The 16,945-nt window shown below is 51.5% G+C and carries 15 protein-coding genes; 6 read left to right on the forward strand and 9 right to left on the reverse strand.

Annotated features, from left to right (window positions below):
* Window positions 1-8: 8 nt before the first annotated feature.
* The 4 genes from ACFSSA_RS15630 to ACFSSA_RS15645 are packed head-to-tail and all read right to left on the reverse strand — an operon-like array spanning window position 9 to window position 3,380.
* Complete coding sequence (locus ACFSSA_RS15630; RefSeq protein WP_386821566.1) at window positions 9-686, reverse strand: ubiquinone/menaquinone biosynthesis methyltransferase; 678 nt, start codon at window positions 684-686, stop codon at window positions 9-11.
* A gap of 59 nt (window positions 687-745) precedes the next feature.
* Window positions 746-1,429, reverse strand: a complete 684-nt coding sequence (gene msrA / locus ACFSSA_RS15635; RefSeq protein WP_386821567.1) for a peptide-methionine (S)-S-oxide reductase MsrA — start codon at window positions 1,427-1,429, stop codon at window positions 746-748.
* Window positions 1,430-1,449: 20 nt separating this feature from the next.
* A complete protein-coding gene (trpB, locus tag ACFSSA_RS15640) occupies window positions 1,450-2,670 on the reverse strand; it encodes a tryptophan synthase subunit beta (protein ID WP_386821568.1) in 1,221 nt (406 codons plus the stop codon).
* Complete coding sequence (locus ACFSSA_RS15645) at window positions 2,655-3,380, reverse strand: L,D-transpeptidase family protein (RefSeq protein ID WP_386821569.1); 726 nt, start codon at window positions 3,378-3,380, stop codon at window positions 2,655-2,657. Before ACFSSA_RS15645 ends, trpB begins: the two co-directional genes overlap by 16 nt.
* Before the next feature lie 182 nt (window positions 3,381-3,562).
* Here ACFSSA_RS15645 and ACFSSA_RS15650 point away from each other — a divergent pair, with 182 nt between their 5' ends.
* Together ACFSSA_RS15650 and ACFSSA_RS15655 are read left to right on the forward strand one after the other, a co-directional pair.
* Complete coding sequence (locus ACFSSA_RS15650; protein ID WP_386821570.1) at window positions 3,563-4,642, forward strand: M42 family metallopeptidase; 1,080 nt, start codon at window positions 3,563-3,565, stop codon at window positions 4,640-4,642.
* Window positions 4,643-4,715: 73 nt separating this feature from the next.
* Window positions 4,716-5,549 carry a methylated-DNA--[protein]-cysteine S-methyltransferase gene (locus ACFSSA_RS15655; protein ID WP_386821571.1) on the forward strand — a complete coding sequence of 278 codons (834 nt, stop codon included), beginning with the start codon at window positions 4,716-4,718 and terminating at the stop codon, window positions 5,547-5,549.
* Here the strand turns inward: ACFSSA_RS15655 and glmS are convergent.
* The 3 genes from glmS to glmM are packed head-to-tail and all read right to left on the reverse strand — an operon-like array spanning window position 5,536 to window position 9,420.
* Complete coding sequence (gene glmS, locus ACFSSA_RS15660) at window positions 5,536-7,377, reverse strand: glutamine--fructose-6-phosphate transaminase (isomerizing) (RefSeq protein WP_386821572.1); 1,842 nt, start codon at window positions 7,375-7,377, stop codon at window positions 5,536-5,538. The two genes, ACFSSA_RS15655 and glmS, sit on opposite strands and share 14 nt — an antisense overlap.
* A gap of 7 nt (window positions 7,378-7,384) precedes the next feature.
* Entirely contained in the window at window positions 7,385-8,068 is a 684-nt protein-coding gene (locus ACFSSA_RS15665; protein WP_386821573.1) for a hypothetical protein, read from the reverse strand.
* A 14-nt stretch (window positions 8,069-8,082) separates the two neighbouring features.
* Window positions 8,083-9,420, reverse strand: coding sequence for a phosphoglucosamine mutase (gene glmM, locus ACFSSA_RS15670; protein WP_386821574.1), 1,338 nt, complete (start codon window positions 9,418-9,420; stop codon window positions 8,083-8,085).
* Between the two features lie 145 nt (window positions 9,421-9,565).
* Between glmM and ACFSSA_RS15675 the strand changes: the two genes are divergently transcribed.
* The 4 genes from ACFSSA_RS15675 to ACFSSA_RS15690 all read left to right on the forward strand — a co-directional run bounded on the left by ACFSSA_RS15675 (window position 9,566) and on the right by ACFSSA_RS15690 (window position 15,447).
* Window positions 9,566-10,855, forward strand: a complete 1,290-nt coding sequence (locus ACFSSA_RS15675) for a hypothetical protein (RefSeq protein WP_386821575.1) — start codon at window positions 9,566-9,568, stop codon at window positions 10,853-10,855.
* A gap of 55 nt (window positions 10,856-10,910) precedes the next feature.
* Window positions 10,911-11,723: a hydrogen peroxide-dependent heme synthase gene (gene hemQ / locus ACFSSA_RS15680; RefSeq protein ID WP_386821576.1), complete on the forward strand. Its 813-nt coding sequence runs from the start codon at window positions 10,911-10,913 to the stop codon at window positions 11,721-11,723.
* Window positions 11,724-11,992: 269 nt separating this feature from the next.
* On the forward strand, window positions 11,993-14,347 hold the full coding sequence (gene rnr, locus ACFSSA_RS15685) for a ribonuclease R (RefSeq protein WP_386821577.1): 2,355 nt from the start codon (window positions 11,993-11,995) through the stop codon (window positions 14,345-14,347).
* Window positions 14,348-14,433: 86 nt separating this feature from the next.
* Entirely contained in the window at window positions 14,434-15,447 is a 1,014-nt protein-coding gene (locus ACFSSA_RS15690) for a BPSS1187 family protein (protein WP_386821578.1), read from the forward strand.
* Window positions 15,448-15,490: 43 nt separating this feature from the next.
* Here the strand turns inward: ACFSSA_RS15690 and ACFSSA_RS15695 are convergent, their stop codons facing one another.
* Window positions 15,491-16,120 carry a hypothetical protein gene (locus ACFSSA_RS15695; RefSeq protein ID WP_386821579.1) on the reverse strand — a complete coding sequence of 210 codons (630 nt, stop codon included), beginning with the start codon at window positions 16,118-16,120 and terminating at the stop codon, window positions 15,491-15,493.
* Between the two features lie 35 nt (window positions 16,121-16,155).
* The coding region (locus ACFSSA_RS15700; RefSeq protein WP_386821580.1) for a sulfatase-like hydrolase/transferase at window positions 16,156-16,945 on the reverse strand (790 nt) is incomplete at its 5' end.

The raw sequence follows: 16,945 nt of genomic DNA on the forward strand, positions 1-16,945 counted from the left end.
GCAGACAATCACTCGCTTTTGACGGCTTCGTAAACGCTCACAACACCGAAAGTCAGCGGATCCGCAGTGTTCTCGATGAAACCGGTCCGGTTCAATAGGGATATCATGTCCGCGCCAGACGGAAACTGCTCAATCGATCCACCCAAATATTCATAGGCGTCTCTTTCCCTTGTCAAAATTCCAGCCAGCTTTGGGAGAACCTTATGCAGATAAAGGCGATAGGGAGTTCGTAGCACGCCATTGGGGATTGAGAAATCCAGGATGAACAGATGCCCCCCCGGCCTGAGAACCCTTCTCATCTCCTTCAGGGCCAATTCGTAATCGCCCATGTTCCGCAGACCAAAGGCTACTGTTGCAACATCGAACTCATGATCCTGGAACGGGAGATCAAGCGCATCCGCAACCAGGGTTGTGCGGACACCCCGGAACGTGGCGTGCTCCAGCATCTCCGCACAGAAGTCGGTCGCAGTGACCGCACAATCCGGAATTTCGTCTTGGATCTTCAGAGCCAAATCGCCAGTTCCGCTTGCCACATCCAGCAGTTTACCGGGAGACAACGCTTTGATCCGCCTTGTCACTACATGGCGCCACCAGATGTCCATTCCCATTGAGAGCACATGATTGGTCATGACATAACGATCTGCTATCCGCGCAAAGGCGCTCCGGACATAGGTAGGATCTGGCATAGATTACGATAAGTTTGCTTTAAAGCAGTGCATGACGGTCTAGGGAGAGGTAAGCGCTTTCAGTGCTTGGCACCATCTTTGAGAAGATGTGGGAATTTCTCCTGGAATTTCTTCAGACGCGGAATTGAAACCCCACGCACATAGGGATTTTCGGGATGTTTCTTCTCATAATCCTGATGATAGTCTTCTCCGATCCAAAATTTTTGAAAGGGAAGCACTTCGGCGGCAACTTCCTCATCTCCCATTTCCTTGTTCAGGGCTGCGATCTTCTCATCAATGATCTTTTTCTGGTCATCGTTTTGATAAAATATGATCGAACGATATTGGGAACCATTGTCGGGGCCCTGGCCATTTGCCTGAGTGACATTCTGGGAACCAAAATATACGTCAACAAGTGTAGCGAAACTCACCACCTCGGGATCGTAGATAATTTCAACCGCCTCCGCGTGACCGGTCTTCCCCGTATTACTGTCCTCATAGGTCGGATTCTCGGTATGTCCGCCAGAGTATCCGGAAATCGATTCTTTTACACCTTTCACGCTCTCGTAAATAGCTTCCACGCACCAAAAACAACCACTTGCGAAATAAGCCCGAGCTAAACCGTCTTCAGACTTAACTTCCACCGGAGTGATCGTTTTCTGAGCCTCGTTCTGAGCGGTTCGATCTGTCTTTTGTGATTGGGAGCAACCAGTTGCCACCATCAACAAAGTGAGTGATATAAATAGAGAGAATGTTTTTTTCATAATCTGTATGGTTTCCAAAATCAACCTAGAGGGATGTCCGGTAGCAGGAACTTCACAGCCTGCTCGACATCCTTGTCTCCACGTCCGGAAAGATTGGCGATAATGATATCCGTTTTCGGTAACGAACCTGCAACTTTCGAGACATAGGCCATCGCGTGGGAGCTTTCCAAGGCGGGAATTATTCCCTCGGTATGAGCAAGTTCCTTGAAAGCTGCGAGTGCTTCCTCATCGGTGGCATAGGTATATTCGACCCGTGCTGAGTCCTGAAGATACGCATGCTCGGGGCCGATCGCCGCGTAATCCAAGCCTGCCGAGACGGAATGAGTCAGCTCAATCTGCCCGTCGTCATTGGCCAGCAACCAGGTTTTCGTGCCCTGTAGGACACCGAGCTTTCCACCTTGAAAACGGGCGGCATGTTGTTCGGGGAAAATGCCGTGTCCACCCGCTTCCACTCCCATCATCCGCACGGAGTCATCATTAAGAAATGGATGGAACATCCCGATGGCATTTGATCCTCCGCCTACGCATGCGATGAGCAGATCAGGAAGCCGCCCTTCACGCTCCAGGATTTGTTCCCGGGCTTCGAGACCGATAACTCTCTGGAAATCACGAACAATCATCGGAAACGGGTGGGAACCCAGAGCTGAGCCGATGATGTAATGGGTATTTTCCACGCTTGCGACCCAGTCACGCATCGCTTCATTTACTGCTTCCTTAAGAGTGGCTTGTCCAGCGGTGACAGCCCGGACCTCGGCGCCCATGAGGCGCATTCTGGCGACGTTCAGCGCCTGGCGCTCCATATCAACTTTCCCCATATAAACCACGCATTCCATGCCGAAGCGTGCGCAAACCGTTGCCGTGGCCACACCGTGCTGACCTGCTCCGGTTTCTGCGATAATACGGGTTTTACCCAGTCTTTTTGCCAATAGGATCTGGCCCATGGCATTGTTGATCTTATGCGCGCCCGTATGAAGAAGATCCTCGCGTTTGAGATAGATTTTTGCTCCGCCGAGTTTCTCCGTCCACCTTTCCGCAAAATAAAGCGGAGTCGGACGTCCCACGTAGTTCTTGAGAAGATCATCAAGTTCTTTCTGGAAAGCAGGGTCTGCCTTTGCCTCCTCATAAGCCTTGGTAAGGTCTTGCAAGGGAGTCATCAATGTCTCGGGGACAAACATTCCTCCGAACTGGCCGAAATGGCCCATGGAGTCAGGTAAAATGGCGGCGGTCATGGTAGTTTCCATAAAGGTTTCAGTTTCTCGTATTCAGCCCGGGGCAGAAGGACGTAAAGCGGACGGCGGTCCGGGTCAACAGTTGCGATAAGCCAGCGCAAGCGATCTTCGATCATTGTGGTGCAACCTGCGGTGGCGGCGGCACCGTCCCGACGCCAGATATGGAAAAAAATCGAAGACCCACCGTTTGGAACAACACGGGGATAAGCGTTGTGGGCGATGAACATTTTCAATGACTGGGGATAGTCATTTTGTTTCATCTGCGCCTTTTTCTCCCAGGCAGTCGCGGGCTCGTGATCCAAACTCAGAAATTGATTGTAGTATTTGGACGATCCATCCTCTACCCAAAGATCCCTGGATGTCACCTGATGATAAAAGGTTTTCGGATGTTTCTTTACGCTCTTGTGAGCGCCCCAGACTCCTCCGATATCAAAAACTCCCGCAGGGGAGCGCCCGTCACCTTCCTGTTTCAGGGACACACCTGATGGATTGGGATGGATCCCCCTTCCCCACACCAGCCCTTTGGAGCCTAGACGGCCTTTCCATATATCGCCGACCCGATACCATTCACCGTTCTTCTTTTCAAAATAGCTCAGACTGACTGTCGAGCTACCCCAGTCATCGGCAATGCCCACTACGCACTGGCTCGAGTCTTGTGGAAGCTGGAAAGCACCGCAAGAGGCAAGTGATAGCAAGAAAGAGATTAAGATACCAAGTCTCATGCGAGCAACATGGCTTCAATCCGACCCACGCGCAACATCATCTGTGATGAAACCGCTGTGATACTTTTCAAAACCATCGCTTCGCCTCGCTGGCGTAGGGCGGTCGATCCTTCCCCCGCATTCTTCCCCGATGGATAAGTTTCTATTTTCAAAGCACGCCTTTTTCGGACATCGTTCTCCGCATGCGAGCCAAAGCACTCTCTCTTCTACAGGAACTCACCGAAGCCCATTCCGTTTCGGGACACGAGGACGAAGTCCGCGCCATCTTTATAGACGAACTATCCGAGATTGGTCCGCTTGCAGCAGATAAAAATGGCTCCGTTATTTGTGCTCATAGCAACGACGGACCGCGGGTCCTAATCGCGGGTCACATGGATGAGGTAGGATTCATGGTGCAGAACATGACACTGGACGGCTTCATTCAGTTTGTCGCGATAGGTGGCTGGTCCACACAGCACATGCTCGGGCAACGGGTTCAAATTCTCACCCGCAACGGCGACAAAATCATGGGCGTGATCGGCAGCAAGCCCGTTCATTTCCTGCCGCCATCCGTGCGGGACCAACCGGTGCCGATCGAGGCGATGTTTATCGACGTCGGAGCCTCATCACGACGCGAACTGAGAGATGATTTTGATATTTCCATTGGGGATCCGATCGCTCCGTGGTCCCCTTTCACTCCCCTTGCGCGCTCGAATAACTATTTGGCGAAGGCGTTTGATAACCGGGTTGGAATGGCGGGCGTGATCCAATCGGCAACCGAGCTCGCCGGAACCGATCACCCCAATGAAATTGTGTTCGCTGGCAGCGTCCAGGAAGAAGTCGGGCTGCGCGGGGCAAGGACTCTCGCTGCTTTTGTCAAACCGGACGTGGCAATCGTTCTGGAAGGTCCACCGGCCGATGATACCCCTGGCTTTAATCTTTCCGAAAGCCAGGGAAAACTGGGAGGTGGTGTCCAGATCAGGCTTTACGATCCGACGGCGATTACCAACCCAAGGCTTGCACAGCTTGCGATTCAGACTGCTGAAAAAGCAAATATTCCCCATCAGGTAACCGTCCGTCGCAGCGGTGGCACAGACGCTGGTGCACTGCATCAGGCAAATCAGGGGATTCCCACGATCGTGCTCGGAGTGCCGGCACGTTACATTCATACCCATAATGCGATCATCGACATCGACGACTATCTGGCGATGGTTTCCCTGACAATAGCGTTAGCCGGAAAACTGGATGATGCGACGGTCGATTCGTTGACACGGTATATCTAACGGCAAGCACCTCCTCGAAATCGCAGCAAGAAACGGGTGGGAAAACATCAGGCTCTTTTGTTGAATTGCGGGCATGAACGACTATGAGAGGATTGCCCGTGTAATCCGCCACTTGGATGAGGCTTTCATGCATCAACCTGCGCTGGATGAGCTGTCACAGGTGGCAGGATTGAGTAGTTCGCACTTCCATCGCATGTTTGTGAAATGGGCGGGAGTCACTCCGAAGGACTTCATCCAGGCCTTGACGATGGATTATGCCATGAAGCTTTTGCGAGATGGCGAAAGCATCCTCCACACATCGCTCGAATCGGGGCTTTCCGGTCCCTCGCGCCTCCATGATCTCTGCTTGAATGTTCACGCTGCCACACCGGGTGAGATAAAGTCAGGGGGTGTGGGGATGGAGATTCGCTGGGGTTTGGCTGATAGCCCCTTCGGTAATCTCTTTCTCGCGATGACACCGAAGGGAATTTCACATCTCTCGTTCTACGATGATTGTGAGGCGGATTCTCTCGAAGCCGTTCACGCCGATTGGCCGCTCGCATCGCTGGTCCGGGACGATAAATCCGCAAGCGACTTTGCCGCGCGGATTTTTACAGACTACCCTGACGCCCGATCCCATATCAGCCTTTTTGTAAAAGGCACTGCGTTTCAGCAAAAAGTCTGGAGGGCACTTCTCAATATCCCAGAGAACAAGCTCACCACCTACGGCAAGCTTGCCAGGGATATCGGCCAGGACAAGTCAGCTAGAGCCGTCGGAAACGCAGTTGGAAGAAATCGCATCTCCTATCTCATTCCCTGTCATCGGGTAATTAGGGAAACAGGCATTTCCGGAGGCTACCGCTGGGGGCAACTCCGGAAAAGAATTATGATTTCCCGGGAGCAAGCGAGGGCCTTTACTCAACGGTAACACTTTTCGCCAGATTCCTTGGCTGATCGATTTCGCATCCCCGCAACCGTGCCACGTGGTATGAGAAAATTTGCAGCGCGACCACAGCCGGGACGGTGGCGACAAGCGGATGGGTTCTCGGAATGGAAATGTAGTCATCCATCACCTCCTCGGCATCGGTATCGCCTTCAGTCACAATTCCCAGAATGCGAGCACCACGTGCGCGGCACTCTTCAACATTGCCCAGGGTCTTGTCCTTGGCCGGTCCTTCGCAAGCTACGGCGATGACCGGTGTCCCCGGTTGTAAAAGAGCAATGGGACCGTGCTTCAGCTCGGCAGCGTGATACCCTTCCGCATGAATGTAGGAAATCTCCTTGAGCTTCAAAGCGCCCTCCAGAGCCACCGGATACATCGGGCCGCGGCCGATAAAGAATGCGTGTTCGTTATCCACGTAATCTTCGGCAATTTTTGCAATGATATGTTCTTTTGCGATCACCCGCTCCACCAGTAGCGGAATCGAGCCGATATCGTGCGCAAGTTTCAGCCCTTCTTCCCGGGAAAACCGCCTACCCCGACCCAGCTTCAAAGCCATCATCAACAAAACGGAGACCTGGCAGGTGAAGGCTTTCGTGGATGCCACGGAGATCTCAGGACCGGCATGCAGATAAACTCCCCGACCGGTTTCCCGTGCGATAGTGGAGCCCACCACGTTGACCAAACTCATCACGAAAGCGCCCTTTTGATGCGCTTCCTTTACGGCTGCGAGAGTGTCCGCCGTTTCTCCGGATTGCGAGATGGCCACCACGAAATCACGGCTGCCCATGATTGGATTCCGATATCGGAATTCTGCCGCTTGCTGGACCTCGGCATTGATATCGGCGATATCCTCGAAAGCATACTCACCAACCATTGCCGCATGCAACGAGGTGCCGCAACCGACCATTACAACCCGGACAAGCTCCGCGAGCTCGCGCTGCGAAGTACTCATTCCCGCCAGAACGGAAGATCCCAGGTGCAGATCCAACCGACCTCGGATGGCGTTTGCCAGAGCTTCCGGTTGCTCGTGGATTTCTTTAAGCATGAAATGCTCAAATCCGCCTTTCTCAGCAGCCGCAGCATCGAGCCCCAGCTCCGCTATCTCGCGGGTGACAGGGACGTTATTGAGATCACGGATATCGACACCGTCGAGAGTGAGCGTCGCAATATCATTGTCATCAAGATAGATGACCCGTTGGGTATGGGCCAGGATAGCGGAAGCGTCCGAGGCCAGAATCACCTCTCCGTCTCCAATTCCAATCACAATCGGGCTGCCCCGGCGGGCGGTAATGATTCTTCCCGGCTCCCGTGAAGAAATCACAGCAATCCCGAAAGTCCCCTCGACTTGATGAAGCGCGTCACAGACCGCTTGGAACAGATCCCCTTTATCGCAATCCCCGATAAGATGGCATAGCACCTCCGTATCCGTTTCCGAATAGAAGTGGTGTCCGCGGCTTTCCAACCGGGTTCTCAATGCGCGGTAATTTTCGATGATCCCATTGTGGACCAATGCGATATCGCCGGACTGATCCAAATGCGGGTGAGCATTGATCTCTGTCGGCGGCCCGTGGGTTGCCCAGCGGGTATGGGCAATACCCGTTCCCGAACGTTTAAATACTTCCGGACTCCAGTTTGTATGCGCCCTCTCGTTCAAACTGGCAACCTTCCCCGCTGACTTGGAGACCAAAATCTCATCGTTATCCAGCAAGGCCAGACCTGCGGAATCGTAGCCGCGGTATTCCAGACGTTTGAGGCCATTGATCAACACGGTGGCCGCATTGGCTTTTCCAAGATATCCTACAATTCCACACATATAATTTTTATTCTGAAAGTTCCTTGGCAGGACGGAGGTCCTTCGCCACCACATCACCCGGACGCGTGGACATATTTGGCCAGATTTTCCGGCCGGGGTAAATCATTGTTCCTATTCCCGTATGGACGCCATCGCCGACGATGACTCCTAGTTTTCTCCTGCCCGTATCCATTAGCTTGCCGTCGACTTCCGAGCGATGGTTTGCGCCGTCGTGACGTAAGTTGGAGACGGTCGTTCCGGCAGCGAAATTCACCTTTTCTCCCAAAATGGAATCTCCCACATAAGAAAGGTGCCCGACATTCGTTCCATTTAGAATGATCGAATTCTTGATCTCCACGGATTGACCGATGTGGCAATTGTCGCCAATACTTGTGTTCCCCCGGAGGTAGCAGTTCGGCCCAATCTTACATCCGGCTCCAATCACTACATTGCCTTCGATGTAGACTCCCGGCAAAATGCGGGACCCAGCTCCCAGGCTTATATTTCCCTCCACCACGGCAGAAGGATGAATATCTCCCGCAATCTCGCCGGATTCCATGCGGCTCACGATATATTCATTGATCGCCAGTAAGTCCCAGGGATAACGGCATGCGGAAATGAGTGCCCGAAGTTCCTCCCCGGCAGTTTTCTCCCATTCGGATAGAGGTAGATTTGCTATCGGAAAATCCCCCAATTCTCGGTCAATCGACAATGGTAGCCCTTCTTTCATCCAAGTTCCTCCGCAATGACTTCTTTGAACTTCCCGATCCATCTTTCTACGGTCGCCGCCTCCTTGTGTTCGACCAGGACTCGGATTTTATTCTCGGTTCCCGAGTAGCGGATCAGTTGGCGACCGCTGTTCTGAAACTCTTGTTCCGCTTCTTTTATCAAGTTCTGCAGCTTTGTCAGACTCTCGAGTGGAGGCTTGCTGCCGACGGAAAGGTTCAGAAGCTCACTCGGATATTCATTCATCACTGAAGCAAGCTCCTCCAGGGTCTTCCCGCTATCGACCATCATTTTACAAACCTGCAGCGCACTCATGATTCCATCTCCGGTGGTCGCAAAATCGGAAAAGATCAAATGTCCCGAATTTTCGCCGCCGAAGCAAAGATCGCTAGCCCTCATTTCTTCCAGAACCAATCGATCGCCCACTCCAGCCCTGATCACATCGATACCTTCCGCTTTCAATGCTTCGTCCATTCCCAAATTGCTCATCACCGTGGCAACCATGGAATTATGACGCAACTTTCCCGCTTTTTTCAGACTCAGGGCACCCAACGCCAGAACTCTGTCGCCGCTTAGAACCTCCCCGTTTGCCGTGGTGAAAATCACTCTGTCGGCATCGCCATCCAAGGATATGCCCAGATGCGCATTCTGCTCGACAACGAGCTTGCCCGCGGCAGCTGCGTGCAACGCCCCACAGTTGGCATTAATATTTTTCCCGTCCGGAGTAACTGCCATTTCCACGACTTCCGCGCCCAATTCGCGAAAAATCCGCGGTCCCGCCTGATATCCCGCTCCGTTGCCCGCATCCAGGACGATTTTCAATCCACCAAGATTAAGTCCATCAACACTGGATTTCGCCATATTGACGTAATCGGAAATTCCCTCTGCATAATCCACTTTGATGTTTCGAGCAGAAAAGTTTCCCGGTGATTCCTCAGCTAATAAGAGAGACTCGATCTTTTCTTCCAAATCATCGGGTAGTTTGTATCCGTCCGATGCGAAAATTTTCATCCCATTATCTTCGAAAGGATTGTGGGATGCGGTCAACATAACGGCGGCCGTAGCATTGAGTTGTCTGACCAAAAGTGCCACAGCGGGAGTAGGGACAACGCCCAGAAGAACGACCTTTGCTCCATGGGAAATCAGGCCCCTCGTGAGTCCTTCCTCCAAAATAGGCCCTGATTCACGCGTGTCTCTTCCGATCAATACCGTGACATCGTCTCCGCCATCTCCAAGGACTTTCACAACTGCTCCACCAAGCTTTTCAGCCATCGCGGCTGTCACCGGATACTCATTGGCTTTCCCTCTTATTCCATCTGTTCCAAACAATTTTCCCATCACTTCGGCTTGTTGCGGATCGCGATCCTGTTCAGTTTCCTTTGAACGAACAAGACCGAATCTTGACCAATCGAAACCATAAAGTTCGGGCTTTCTTAACTCGCCAAGTGCGACCTCTCATTCTAAAACCCTCGTATCAGCCATCATGAGCAACGATTCTTCACCCAACCCCAGAAAATCCAATAAAAGCTCCAGTAGGGATGAAATAGCGAAAGCAGCCCCGGAACTGGATTTATGGGATCTGGATGATGACGAAGACGAAAATTTGATGGAGCCTAAGGATGAGCCCGCCGCGCACCCTGAACATGGGGAGCAGGAAGCTGAGGAGGTGGAGAAAGCAATAGCGGAAAAGCAATCCGTCAATGACGAGGATGATGACTCAGGGAATGGATCGGGCGATCCTGTTGAAGATGCCTTGGCGGAAAAACCTGAAAACGAAGAAAAATTTCCCGGCGAAGATTGGTCGATAGAGGATGAGCCTGAACTGCGGGCAAAGCCTGTGGTAATCGCTCCCAAACCAATCAAAAGAAAGACCGAAACCAAGAAACAGATTGCCGAGGACTCTCCCGTTTCCAAATTGGAAACTCCGGCAAAGCATACTTCCGAAAAACCTCACCGCCATTCTGCCAAACCTATCCCGAAAAGATCGGAAACAGAAAAGATCGGAAAAAGTGAATCTTCATCCGAAATCGCGACCGCTGAGGATTTACCCAAAACCGCACTTGAGGAAGAGCAAACCGAGTCCCACATAGTAGTTGCACACGAGAAAGCCGCCCCAGAAGCCGATAATCCAGGTGCAGTTTCCAATGAAGAATCAACCGATGGCCCGGAAAACCAAACTTCCGGCATTACGGATGATACCCGTTCTCCGCAAGCCCGTTACCTTGGGAATTTCGTGGGCTCGCTATCGAAGATGGAGAAACTCGGTATCGCCGCATTGCTGGCTATACTTGCGATGGGGGCAATATACGGAGTGATTCATTTCACTAAAAGTGTTCCCACGAAACCATTGGTTGCGGAAAAAATCGACCTGCCGATCGACGGAAAATCCTTAACCATCAAAGAGCTGAAAACTTTTTGGCGGGAGCCAATCACCACCGGCGAAAACGCGGACGTGGTTCGAAGAGATGCAGTTCTGATCCCCGTTGTTGCCATTGAGATGGAGCCATCCGGAAGTAAAGCTGCCGTTCGGATTTTGTTCCGTAATGAGAAAGGCGAGGTGGTGGGCGATAATATCACACGGGAAATCACAGGCACCGCTGCTCTCGAGCTCGCGGCAACCGATGGCTATCACGATATCGGAATGCATGCGTCATATCGCACAGGCGATAGTCTGCCGTGGAGCATACAGGTTTTTGAAGCACCACGAGGCAATTCCCCGAGTGAAGAATTCATCAAACTTATCGAGACTGAAATCTCCACAGACGTTCATTGATAACAAAACCGCGAAGTAGCCCGTATTAATTTTTTGCACCAACGAAGACTATTTTATGACACCACTTATCCCCAAAGAAGGCTGGCACGTTCTCCACTTGTTTTACCACATTGATTATTCGCAGTGGTCACTACTGACGGAAGAGGAAAAACGACAAGCCAAAGTCAATTTCACGGAATTGGTTCAGGAAATCCGCGCCACCCCTGACACCCAGCTCCTGACGTTTTCAATCGTTAGCCCGAAATCTGATATTGGTTTCATGCTCCTGACTCCGGATCTGCACATGGCAAATGCTTTTGAAAAGCAACTTACCCTTTCGCTCGGACCGGAGATCCTCACGCCTAGCTATTCTTATTTTTCCCTCACCGAGCCATCCGAATACACGATAACAAAAGAGCAATATATTGCCGAAACTCTCATCGGTGAAAAAAATCTCGCCGAAGGCTCCGAAGAGTTTGAAGCAGGCCTGCGGGAATTTGAAGAGCGTATGGCCCATTACCGCAGCTACAGGGTTTATCCGCAGCTGCCGGATTGGCCAGTCGTTTGTTTCTACCCGATGACAAAGCGCCGCTCGGGATCGGACAACTGGTATTCGCTCGATTATGAAAGACGCCGCGAACTCATGGCGGGACACGCTCGCGTCGGGCGGACCTACTCGGGGCGCATCTTACAGCTGATCACCGGCTCCACTGGATTGGACGAGCATGAATGGGGCGTGACTCTCTTCGCCAAGGACACGGCCGAGGTTAAAGCAATCGTCTATGAAATGCGCTTCGATGAAGTCTCCGCCCGTTACTCGGAATTTGGCGATTTCTACATCTGCCTGCAGCTACCATTGGCAGAACTTTTCAGCAGGCTTTGTTTGTAGCCAAAGTCTGAAACTTTTCGTAATTCTCAACAAAGAGGCCGCCCTGATTCAGATGCGGCCTCTTTTTTTGCACATAATTATATCCCCGGGGAGCATTTCCGTGATCCTGATGTTCCAAAATCGCGCACTTGTATAAACGTATTTTCCAGCATAGCTTGGCACTGGAAAGATTCGAAAACCTCACGTTCTGATACCGTAGAATCTCGGATCCCATACGAACGGCAATCTTTATAGACTGCGGTTCCTCGATATTTTCCTAAACTTTATATATGCGCGAAAAAATTCTCGATCTACTCCGTTCGACTCCGGAGAAACCACTTTCTAAAACCCAAATCGCCAGACGCCTCGAAATCCCGGGCAATCGCAAAGGCGAACTTACCGGTGTCCTCCTGGATCTGGCCGAAGAAAAGCTTATCACGGTAGGTGCTAAAAACCTTTATCAGCTCAAGGTAGCTCCAAAAAATTCTCTTACCGGCTCGGTCAAATTTCTACCAAACGGCCACGCGTTTTTCTATCCTGTCATCGGTGACGAAGCCAATGAGGCCGTGGGCATCGACTTTACCATCCACTCGCGGATCTTTATCCCCCGCGATAAGACGGAAACCGCACTTGATGGCGATAGCGTCAGGATCGCGGTAACTCCACCTTCCGCGAAGCCGCGCCAGCGTGGGCCAGTCCCTGAAGAACAGGAATTACGGGGAAAGGTCATCGAAATCATTTCCCGGAGATCAGGACGAATCGTCGGGACTTTCAGAAAAAAGGCGAAATTTGCCTGGGTGGAGACCGATGACAAAGCATTGGAAGGCAGAATCAATATTACCGGCGATAACACAGCGGAACCCGGCCAGTTGGTCGTTGTGGATCTCATCAGTTGGGATAATCCAGCTTCCGACCCGTTCGGAAAAGTCATCGAGGTCCTTGGTTGGCCGGGTGATGCCGGAGTCGATATTCTTTCCACCATTGCACGTTTCGGCTTACGGACCTCTTTCCCGGAAAATGTTCTGCAGGAGGCTCGTGCAGTCCCGGAAGAGATCCCGGAAGAGGAAATCGCCCGCAGGAAAGACCATCGTAAGAAACTCGTCATCACCATTGATCCCGCGGATGCGAAGGATCATGACGATGCGATATTTATCGCGAAGACAAAGGCCGGCGGGTGGCTGCTTGAGGTGCATATCGCAGACGTCTCCCATTACATAAAGCCCGGTTCGCCAATGGACAAAGAAGCAGCTGAGCGCGGGAACTCGACTTATCTGGTAGATCGCGTTTTACCGATGCTTCCAACCGAACTTTCAAACGGGATTTGTTCGTTGAAACCAGACGTGGACCGCCTCACGAAATGCGCGATTATTGAAATTTCCAAAACCGGACACGTCATCAATACCAAGTTTGTCGATGCGGTGATTCATTCCCGGGCCAAGCTTTCCTATGAAATGGCGCAGGAGATTCTGGATGGGAAACCGGCGCCGAAGGGCTCGGATCCGACTCTTGCGGAATCCATCAGAGAGGCTTGGAAAATGGCCTCACTTTTAAGGAAGAATCGTTTTGCAAACGGAGCATTGGATTTGGAAATGTCCGAAATAAAGATCAAGTTGGATGAAAATGGCCGGGCCTGCGAGGCTCACCAAGTCGTCCATACGGAATCTCACCAACTCGTGGAGGAGTGCATGCTCATCGCCAATCAGGCGGTTGCAAAAATACTTCGTGAGCGCTCAAAGCCGTCCATTTTCCGGATTCACGAAGATCCCGACCCGTCTAGGCTGGACGATTATGCGGAAACTGCCAAACAGCATGGTTATAAGCCCGGCGATTTGACCAATCGCTCACATATTCAAGCCTTGCTGGATTCCGCGAAAGGCACGGCCGAGGAGCATACTATAAAACTCGGTCTCTTGAAATCCCTCAAACGTGCCGCCTATGCCGCAGATCCGCTCGGGCATTACGGTTTGGCTAAAACCGACTACACTCATTTCACCTCTCCGATTCGCCGCTATGCGGATCTTATTGTTCATCGCTCGCTACAGCCCTATCTGGAGAATGCGCCAAAGAACCCGGACCGGACTCCGTCCCAGGCTGACCTGAGGGATATTGCGCGGCATATCTCCGATACCGAACGAACTTCGTCAGAAGCTGAATCCGAGACAAAACAGATCAAGCTCCTAGAGTTTTTAGAACTCATCGCATCTACGGATCAATCGAAAGATCATGGCGATGAAACGACGTTTGACGGAGTTATCACAGACGTTCGTCCGATGGGTCTGATGGTCGAAATTCCCGAAATGAACGTGCGTGGAGTCGTCAAGCGTGAGGATCTGCCAAGCTCCACCAATTGGCGTTTCGAGAACCACAATATGGCATGGACCTCATTCGATGGTCGCCGTTTGGCATTGGGCATGAAACTCCCGTTGCGCATTGTTTCCATCGATAAGGTGAAACGTTTTGTAGACTTCGCCGTTGCCGGACCGCCTACTACGGAAGGAGTAAAAATGTCCGGTAAACCCGTTGCTTCGAAGACATCGTCTTCCGGAGGCACAAAGCAGAAGTTCGCTCGCTCGGCCGACAAATCGAAAGGCAAACGGAAACCTCTTTCAACCAGTCGCAGTAAGAAGCGTAGACCAAAAAGATAATCTTTACCGGTTCATCAGTGCAGCTTCATAGGAAATTGGATCTACGGGTAGCGCGGAATTCGCTGGGAAATCATATTCCAAGCTCCATGAAATTACTTCTCGTATTCGTGGCAATGGTCCTGCCTACCCTTCCGCTCTTTGCCGAAGGAATGTTCTATCGTGCCACCGCTCGTGCTTCTGAAATAGATAGTAGAACCCGCGAATACCCCGAGATTGATTTCACTTTTTCAAAAGCGGGAAAACCATCTGATACCCAGTTGGCGTGCGTGGATACCCGGGTCCCCTCATCCGGCTTCCTGGTGATCTGGCTTATGGCTCCGTCGGAGCAGCTTTTCGATCGTTTGGCAAGCTATGGGCATCATGCGATACAGGTGACCTATCCTCGCGAATGGTTCGCCCGGATGGACGCGATCCGTCCGGCTTCCGAGACACGGTTCTTCTCGGAAATACGCCTTGAGGCTGCCACAGGAAGAGATCATTCGCCATTTATTCAAATCGAAAAACCGGATGGATTAGCCGAACGTTCATTACAGTTCGTAAAGTATCTAGCCAAAGAACATCCGGAAGGAAACTGGAGCCAGTTTCTCAGTCAGGACGGCTTGAAGCTGGATTGGGAAAAAGTAATCCTCAGTGGTTCCTCCCATGGCTCTACAACCGCAGCCAGGCTGGCGAAAGAAGTAAAGGTAGCCAGAGTGGTGATGTTTTCCGGCCCCCGGGATCAGACAGAAACATGGCAATCACTTCCATCTGCAACTCCTCCGGAACGTTTTTTTGGATTTACCCATGTCCTGGATATGGGCTGGAAGAATCATCATTACTGTCGTTCCTGGCTAATGCTTGGCTTGAACAAATACGGTCCGGTAGTGGATGTCGATACTGCGAAACCACCGTATGAAAGCACGCGGCGTCTGATTTCTCATGCTGATGTCAAAAATAATCCTTCCCGGGCTCATGGTGCCTCCACGCCAGGAGGGAATTCTCCGAAATCTGTCGACGGAGAATTCCTTTATGAGGATGTTTGGAAATACCTATTCACCCATCCTACTACGGATGCAGGAAATCCAGTTCCGATTGAGCCAGGGTGTAAGGATGATTTCTAGGAAGCCTCGGATGTTATCCTCAGCTCCTGGAACCATTGCCTACTCACTTCGCTACCACTTCAAAGACGAAGTTATCCAGTCGTCCGATACCTTGTGAGGTGGCCGCTCTGAAACCCACATAGACTACCTTGCCGATATCACCCGCTGTTGTGGTATAGGCTGACTCATTGATATATGGCTCAAATTTTCCGTCCTTTTTAACTTCGGTGAAAGCAACCTTCCCGATTTCGGTAATTGCTTCTGCTTCCGTATAACCATCTACCGCGCCGGATGTGGTGAAGAAGAAAACCTCAACGCTATCCGTTCCATCAATCCATTTCGGGATTGCGTCGCAGAAATCGAACTTGATTTGGAAAATTTCCCCAGCCGCGGCAACTGTGTGGCTTGTATCGTTGATAAACACCGGGCCTTTCAAAAGCAAAGCGTTCCTGGAGCCATCCCCCATCATATTGGCCGATTCCGCACCATCTTTCTTTGTCGCATTCGGACCTGCCTCGCTACCGCTCAAGTTGAACCAATGCGCGGTTTCCAGGAAATGCCGACCGTCTACGTCACTTGTATCGGCGTTGAAATTTCCATTTCCAAGATCGGCTCCGATGATGACCTTCTTTTCTCCGGCATTGACGGTGGAGGAGATTATCACTGCGGCAAGCATCGTTGACCAGTATTTCATATTCGAGTTTTTCATAAGTTGTTGATTCAAAATTGCTAATTCGGTTCGAAGGTTTTTTCGTAGTTTGGCATATCTGCAGCGTGCCATTTCTTCTCTGCCTCAGGGGAATCGAACCATAGAGGTTGAACATGGCTTTCGGCGTATTTTTGAACCTGCTTCACCATCTGTTGAAGGCGCTCGGGATATTGTCCTGCCAGGTCATTGGATTCACCGAGATCCTTGGTGATATTGAAAAGCTTCCATTCCCTATTATGCCTCGTGACCTTCCAATCATCAATGCGGGCACCAACATCCGTATATCCATTCTGATAACGGACCGAGTAGATCATACCGCCCTTCCTCGCCGACTGGCCGGCCAGGAAATCATTCCAGATATCCGTTCCGTCCAGATCTTTCCCATCCGGCACATTTGCTCCGGCCAGCTGGGTGAACGTCGGATAAAGATCAAGCGCACTCACCGGCTGGTCGTAGACACGACCAGAAGGAACCTTTCCGGCCCAATGCACAAGCATAGGCACCCGGAAACCGCCCTCATACGTGTCGCCCTTCACCCCACGGAGTGGTTCGTTTGTAGCTCCTTCATCAGTCCTCCCGCCGTTGTCGCTCATGAAGATGATCAAAGTGTTCTCGTAGCTTCCATTCTCTTTCAAGGCCTCGACAATACGTCCGATTCCCCTATCCATCGCATACACCATTGCCGCATAGGTTTTCCGTTTCCCTTCGAGATTCGGGAAAACTTCAAGGTCCGCTTCGGTGGCAGCCAAGACCGAATGGGTGGCCTGACCCCATTTTCTGGACAGTTCTAAACTAGAGCTAACGTGGCTG

The sequence above is a fragment of the Luteolibacter algae genome (genome assembly GCF_042683045.1).
Classification (GTDB): domain Bacteria; phylum Verrucomicrobiota; class Verrucomicrobiia; order Verrucomicrobiales; family Akkermansiaceae; genus Luteolibacter; species Luteolibacter algae.

Bases quoted from the DNA above. Each gene is read 5' to 3' on its own strand.
- ACFSSA_RS15630 (WP_386821566.1), bottom strand. From the start codon at position 686: ATGCCAGATCCTACCTATGTCCGGAGCGCCTTTGCGCGGATAGCAGAT.
- msrA (WP_386821567.1), bottom strand. From the start codon at position 1,429: ATGAAAAAAACATTCTCTCTATTTATATCACTCACTTTGTTGATGGTG.
- trpB (WP_386821568.1), bottom strand. From the start codon at position 2,670: ATGGAAACTACCATGACCGCCGCCATTTTACCTGACTCCATGGGCCAT.
- ACFSSA_RS15645 (WP_386821569.1), bottom strand. From the start codon at position 3,380: ATGAGACTTGGTATCTTAATCTCTTTCTTGCTATCACTTGCCTCTTGC.
- ACFSSA_RS15650 (WP_386821570.1), top strand. From the start codon at position 3,563: ATGCGAGCCAAAGCACTCTCTCTTCTACAGGAACTCACCGAAGCCCAT.
- ACFSSA_RS15655 (WP_386821571.1), top strand. From the start codon at position 4,716: ATGAACGACTATGAGAGGATTGCCCGTGTAATCCGCCACTTGGATGAG.
- glmS (WP_386821572.1), bottom strand. From the start codon at position 7,377: ATGTGTGGAATTGTAGGATATCTTGGAAAAGCCAATGCGGCCACCGTG.
- glmM (WP_386821574.1), bottom strand. From the start codon at position 9,420: ATGGGAAAATTGTTTGGAACAGATGGAATAAGAGGGAAAGCCAATGAG.
- ACFSSA_RS15675 (WP_386821575.1), top strand. From the start codon at position 9,566: ATGAGCAACGATTCTTCACCCAACCCCAGAAAATCCAATAAAAGCTCC.
- hemQ (WP_386821576.1), top strand. From the start codon at position 10,911: ATGACACCACTTATCCCCAAAGAAGGCTGGCACGTTCTCCACTTGTTT.
- rnr (WP_386821577.1), top strand. From the start codon at position 11,993: ATGCGCGAAAAAATTCTCGATCTACTCCGTTCGACTCCGGAGAAACCA.
- ACFSSA_RS15690 (WP_386821578.1), top strand. From the start codon at position 14,434: ATGAAATTACTTCTCGTATTCGTGGCAATGGTCCTGCCTACCCTTCCG.
- ACFSSA_RS15695 (WP_386821579.1), bottom strand. From the start codon at position 16,120: ATGAAATACTGGTCAACGATGCTTGCCGCAGTGATAATCTCCTCCACC.